Raw genomic sequence first — 4010 nt, 5'->3', positions numbered from 1 at the left:
CAAGACGGTTCCGTTCCTGATGGATGCCGACAAGGCCTATCGCTTCACCATCCAGTGGGGCCGCAACACCACCACCCTCGACCGCGAGGGCGAGACGACCGGCACCTCGGACGTGCGTCCGAGCCGCGAGCAGGTCGAGGCCGCCCTGCCGGCCTTCATCGGCGAGGTCGACCAGATCCCGCCCAACTTCTCGGCCATCAAGGTGGACGGCGAACGGGCCTATGACCTGGCCCGCGACGGGGTGGAGTTCGAGCTCGCGACCCGCAAGGTGAGCATCCACGCCCTGCGCGTGATCGAGGTCCCCGACGCCGATCACATCGTGCTGGAGATGGACTGCGGCAAGGGCACCTATGTCCGCGCCGTGGCCCGCGACCTTGCGGCGATGCTGGGAACCTGCGGCCATGTCGACCAGCTGCGCCGGACCCGGGTCGGCCGGTTCGCCGAGGATGCGGCGATATCGCTGGAAACTCTTGAGAATTTGAGCTATGAGGCCCGCCTGTCGGAGGCATTGCTTCCGGTCGAGACCGCGCTGGACGACATCCCGGCGCTGGCCGTGACCGATGAAGACGCCTTCCGGCTTGCGCAGGGACGCGCCATCGTTCTGCTCCCAAGGCAGGTTGAAACGTTGAAAGCCGAGCTTCCGCCCGGTGATCGAACCGTTTCCGCCATGTCGGGAGAGAGACTGGTGGCCCTGTGCGAGATGCGCGCCGGAAAGCTCAATCCGGTGCGGGTCTTCCAACTCACCTGAGCGGAGACAACACGATGTCGATCACTGCCGAGCGCAAGACCGCTCTTATCGCCGAACACGCTCGTACCGAGGGTGACACCGGCAGCGCCGAAGTCCAGGTCGCGATCCTCTCCGAGCGCATCGCCAACCTGACCGAGCACTTCAAGACCCACAAGAAGGACAACCACAGCCGTCGTGGTCTGTTGATGATGGTTTCCCAGCGTCGCAGCCTCCTCGACCACCTGAAGAAGTCCGATGCGGCCCGTTATCAGGCCCTCATCGAAAAGCTGGGTCTGCGCCGCTAGGTTTGGCGCAGTCGGCCGCCCCGCTCCCGCGGGGCGGCCGAACGCACTTTTGGACCTCCGTTTCAAGACAGGCTGAAACGGGAGTCGCTGCGGATCCGCCACTGGCGGTCCGATTGTACGCCGGGGATCTCGATCTTCGGACGCCTGTCGAACCTGGATGAGGAAATCTCGGGACCGCCCTTCGGCCGCCCGCCCCTGTCCGTCCGGTAGGAAATGGGTCCTCCGGAACCGAAAGAAGAAAAATGTTCGACATCAAACGCAAGACGATCGAGTGGGGCGGCAAGACGCTGGTCCTCGAAACCGGTCGCATCGCCCGTCAGGCCGACGGCGCTGTTCTGGCCACCATGGGCGAAACCGTCGTCCTGGCCACCGCCGTGTTCGCCAAGAAGGCCAAGCCGGGGCAGGACTTCTTCCCCCTGACCGTCAACTATCAGGAAAAGACCTTCGCAGCCGGCAAGATCCCCGGCGGCTTCTTCAAGCGCGAAGGCCGTCCGTCGGAAAAGGAAACCCTGGTTTCCCGCCTGATCGACCGTCCGATCCGCCCGCTGTTCGTCAAGGGCTTCAAGAACGAAGTCCAGGTCGTCGTCACCGTGCTGCAGCACGACCTCGAGAACGATCCCGACATCCTGGGCATGGTCGCCGCCTCGGCCGCCCTGACCCTGTCGGGCGCCCCGTTCATGGGCCCGATCGGCGCCGCCCGCGTCGGTTACATCAATGACCAGTACGTGCTGAACCCGACGCTCGACGAGCTGAAGGACAGCAAGATGGACCTGGTCGTGGCCGGCACCGCCGACGCCGTGATGATGGTCGAAAGCGAAATCCAGGAACTCTCGGAAGAGATCGTCCTGGGTGGCGTCAGCTTCGCCCACAAGGAAATGCAGACGGTGATCGACGCGATCATCGAGCTGGCCGAACACGCCGCCAAGGAACCCTTCGACTTCCAGCCGGAAGACACCGACGCCCTGAAGGCCGAAGTGAAGAAGGCCGTCGGCGCCGACCTGGCCGCCGCCTACACCATCCGTGGCAAGGGTGAACGCGTTGCCGCGCTCGGCGCCGCCAAGACCAAGGCCATCGAGACCTTCGCCAAGAGCGACGCCAATCCGGCCGGCATCGACCCGCTGAAGCTGGTCTCGGTGTTCAAGGAACTGGAAGCCGACATCGTCCGTCGCTCCATCCTCGACACCGGCATCCGCATCGACGGCCGTACCGTCGACAAGGTGCGCCCGATCCTCGGTGAAGTCGGCATCCTGCCGCGCACCCACGGCTCGGCCCTGTTCACCCGCGGCGAAACCCAAGCCATCGTCGTGGCCACCCTCGGCACCGGCGACGACGAGCAGTTCATCGACGCCCTGGAAGGCACCTACAAGGAATCCTTCCTGCTGCACTACAACTTCCCTCCCTACAGCGTCGGTGAAACCGGCCGTATGGGCAGCCCCGGCCGCCGCGAAATCGGCCACGGCAAGCTGGCCTGGCGCGCCCTGCGCCCGATGCTGCCGGCCAAGGAAGACTTCCCCTACACCATCCGCCTGGTCTCCGAGATCACCGAGTCGAACGGCTCGTCCTCGATGGCCACGGTCTGCGGCTCCTCGCTGGCCATGATGGACGCGGGCGTTCCGCTGATCCGTCCGGTCTCGGGCATCGCCATGGGCCTGATCCTCGAGAGCGACGGCTTCGCCGTTCTGTCCGACATCCTCGGCGACGAAGATCACCTTGGCGACATGGACTTCAAGGTGGCCGGTACCAGCGAGGGTCTCACCTCGCTGCAGATGGACATCAAGATCGCCGGCATCACCGAAGAGATCATGAAGCAGGCGCTGGCCCAGGCTAAGGGCGGTCGCGAGCACATCCTCGGCGAGATGAACAAGGCGATGGACGCGCCGCGGGAAGAGGTCGGTGACTTCGCCCCGAAGATCGAAACCATCACCATCCCGACCGACAAGATCCGCGAAGTGATCGGCACCGGCGGCAAGGTGATCCGCGAGATCGTCGCCACCACCGGCGCCAAGGTCGACATCAACGACGAAGGCACGGTCAAGGTTTCGGCCTCGGACGGCGCCAAGATCAAGGCCGCCATCGACTGGATCAAGTCGATCACGCAGGAAGCTGAAGTCGGCGCGATCTATGACGGCAAGGTCGTCAAGGTCGTCGATTTCGGCGCCTTCGTGAACTTCTTCGGTGCCAAGGACGGCCTCGTCCACGTCAGCCAGATCAGCAACGAACGGGTGGCCAAGCCCTCGGACGTGCTGAAGGAAGGCCAGATCGTCAAGGTGAAGCTCCTCGGCTTCGACGATCGCGGCAAGACCAAGCTGTCGATGAAGGTTGTCGACCAGGAAACCGGCGAAGACCTGTCCAAGAAGGAAGCCCCGGCCGAAGAGGCGTAAGCCTTCTCAGCCCGGACCTTCCGGATCGAATGCAGCGGGCGGCTCCGAAAGGGGCCGCCCGTTTTGCGTTTTTTTTGGGGGGGGGCAGGTTCGGCGAACGGTGCAGGACGGATGCTACCCGAACCAGCGAGACGCCATTGCCTTTAGGAATTTGGGATCGCTCACCGGAAATCCGGAGGCCGCCCCTAGTACGGAGTCGATGCCACAAAGCGGGCAGCATGCAATTGCATGCTCATCGTCGGCCCATTCCTCAATCGCCGTCGGGATGAAAGTCCGGCAGCAGTAGAAACAACCGCAAAGGTCACTCTCTTCCAGCTCCTGCGCGTGGTTTCGGGAGTGACGATGCGCTTCGTCGAGGACTTTTCGGGTGAAGGTCATACGCGGATAGATCTACGCATCGCGCAGGACGGCGCGACCTGCGTCGGTCCAGGCGCCACCTCGCGCCGACGGTGTTACGAGGCCATGCTGGATAAGGACCCTGACGGCCTTCTCGCCAGCGCTCATGCACTGGTGATCGAGTACGCCATCGTTTTCTAGGTACTGAGCGCACATCGCAGCGAGTGCAGTGAGGAGTTCTCGGTCGGCATGGGACATTTC

At 63.9% G+C, this 4010-nt stretch carries 4 protein-coding genes; all 4 read left to right on the top strand.

What is annotated here, in order from left to right; genetic code table 11:
* Nucleotides 1–748 (top strand): tRNA pseudouridine(55) synthase TruB (gene truB, locus DBR10_RS06615; protein WP_233243305.1); only part of this gene is annotated, 748 nt, incomplete at its 5' end.
* Nucleotides 749–762: 14 nt separating this feature from the next.
* Nucleotides 763–1032: a 30S ribosomal protein S15 gene (rpsO, locus tag DBR10_RS06610; RefSeq protein ID WP_108489248.1), complete on the top strand. Its 270-nt coding sequence runs from the start codon at nt 763–765 to the stop codon at nt 1030–1032.
* A gap of 242 nt (nt 1033–1274) precedes the next feature.
* Nucleotides 1275–3413: a polyribonucleotide nucleotidyltransferase gene (gene pnp, locus DBR10_RS06605; RefSeq protein WP_108556219.1), complete on the top strand. Its 2139-nt coding sequence runs from the start codon at nt 1275–1277 to the stop codon at nt 3411–3413.
* A 228-nt stretch (nt 3414–3641) separates the two neighbouring features.
* A complete protein-coding gene (locus DBR10_RS19045) occupies nt 3642–3950 on the top strand; it encodes a hypothetical protein (RefSeq protein WP_158272184.1) in 309 nt (102 codons plus the stop codon).
* The last annotated feature ends 60 nt before the right edge of the window (nt 3951–4010 follow it).

It is taken from the genome of Caulobacter sp. HMWF025 (genome assembly GCF_003060965.1).
Lineage (GTDB): Bacteria > Pseudomonadota > Alphaproteobacteria > Caulobacterales > Caulobacteraceae > Caulobacter.
The sequence above is the reverse complement of the archived record's forward strand: the minus strand, read 5'-3'. Positions and strand labels throughout refer to the sequence as shown.

What these genes read in the sequence shown, in the direction of transcription:
- rpsO (WP_108489248.1), top strand. Translation starts at nt 763, where the DNA reads ATGTCGATCACTGCCGAGCGCAAGACCGCTCTTATCGCCGAACACGCT.
- pnp (WP_108556219.1), top strand. Translation starts at nt 1,275, where the DNA reads ATGTTCGACATCAAACGCAAGACGATCGAGTGGGGCGGCAAGACGCTG.
- DBR10_RS19045 (WP_158272184.1), top strand. Translation starts at nt 3,642, where the DNA reads ATGCTCATCGTCGGCCCATTCCTCAATCGCCGTCGGGATGAAAGTCCG.